General features: G+C 70.9%; 2 protein-coding genes. Both read right to left on the bottom strand.

Going from position 1 to position 1,620, the window contains the following annotated elements; genetic code table 11:
• On the bottom strand, nt 1–759 hold a 759-nt coding region (locus JHN63_RS51495; protein ID WP_200692005.1), incomplete at its 3' end, for a hypothetical protein.
• A 666-nt stretch (nt 760–1,425) separates the two neighbouring features.
• Nucleotides 1,426–1,620 (bottom strand): hypothetical protein (locus JHN63_RS53765; protein ID WP_234478976.1); only part of this gene is annotated, 195 nt, incomplete at its 5' end.

Genomic DNA, 1,620 nt, shown 5'->3' with positions numbered 1-1,620 from the left:
ACCCGTGACCCCGCGTCCCCCGTCCCCGTCCAACGGTCCGGATCCGAAGCCGAGGAAGAAACCGGCGAAGGGGAAGAGCCGTGCGGAAGAGCAGCCGACGGCTTCCGAGGAGGAGGGTGGCCGCGGCAGTCTGAGGAAGGCGGCTGCGGAGAAGGGCGGCGGGACGGGGAAGGCCGCCGCGAAGAAGGCCGGCAAGAGGAAGGCGGGGTCGGAGAGAGCGGTGGCTGAGAAGGCTGGGCCAGGGAAGTCCGGAGCCACGAGGGCGGCAACGAAGGACGCGCCGGCCGAGAAGGCCGAGCCTGGAAAGGCCGCGGCCAAGAGGACGACCGCGAAGAAGGCCGGTACGAAGAAGGCCGGTACGAAGAGGGCAGCGGCGACGAAGGCAGCGGAAAAGAAAGTCGTGGCCAAGAAGATCGCGGCGAAGAAGGCGGCAACGAACAAGAACGCCGTGGCGAAGGCCGGTTCGGCGGAAGACACCTCGGCGACAAAAGCTGCGACGGAGAAGGCCATGACGAAGACGGGCGCCGCGAAGACGGGTACGGCGAAGAGGACGAGCGTGACGGCGAAGATCCCGGCGGAGACGGGCTCTTCGGACAGAGTCGTGGCGGAGACAGGCAGCGCGAAGAAGGCCGCGCCGAAGAGGACAGAGGCGAAGGAAGCCGTGAGCAAGAAGGCCGCAGCGAAGAAGGGTGCCGGGAAGAAGACCTCGGCGAAGAAGGGCCTGGCCAGGAAGACGAGCGTGCCTTCCGAGAAGCCCACGCGGCGGACGGTGACCGCGGACACGGGGGTGGATTCGGGGGCGGCTTCTCCGGCACCGGACGAGGCGGCTGCCGCATCGGAGCAGGCGGTTTCCGTATCGGAGGCGGAGGCTTCCGCATCGGAGCAGGCGGCTGCCGTACCGGAGACCGGGGCTGCCCCATCGGAACAGGCGGCTGCCGTACCGGAGACCGGGGCTGCCCCATCGGAGCAGGCGGCTGCCGCCCCCGGTCTCGCGTCCACACCGGAACTGGGGCTCACCTCGGAAGCGGGCCCTACGTCTGAGCCGGAGCTCACCTCGGAGCCGGAACCCACCTCGGAGCTGGAACTCACCTCAGAACCCGGCCCCGCCTCGGCACCGGACCCCGCCTCAGAGTCGGCCGCGCCGGGAGACGCTGCGGTGCCGGACAAGTTCTCGACTCAGCCCACCACACCAGCGTCGGCAGTGATACCGACCCCGGCCGACACCCCGGAGTCGGCCACACCGCCCACCGCTCCGGCCCCTGCCCCACTGCCCGCATCGGCCGACGCCCCGGAGTCGGCCACACCTCCGGCCCTGCCCGCTGAAGTGAACCTGCCCGCGTCACCGGTATCAGCCGATGCCCCGGAGCCGGCCGCACCGCCGACACGGGCCGCTGCTCCGGACCTTCCTGCTCCACTGACCCCGCCCTACGCAACGACCCTGTCGGACACCCCGTCTTCGACACCGACGCCCCCGGCCGACCTCTCGGAGACGACCGCACCCGTGCCCACCGCTCCAGCTTCGACACCTACCCCGCCGGCTACCGTGGCTGACGCCCCGAAGGTGAGCACGTCGGCGACTCCGCCCACCGAACCGACCCCGCTCACCACCCCCACCGACGC

The sequence above is a fragment of the Streptomyces sp. MBT65 genome (genome assembly GCF_016612545.1).
Taxonomy (GTDB): Bacteria; Actinomycetota; Actinomycetes; order Streptomycetales; family Streptomycetaceae; genus Streptomyces.
This window is presented reverse-complemented; position numbering and strand designations above follow the sequence as displayed.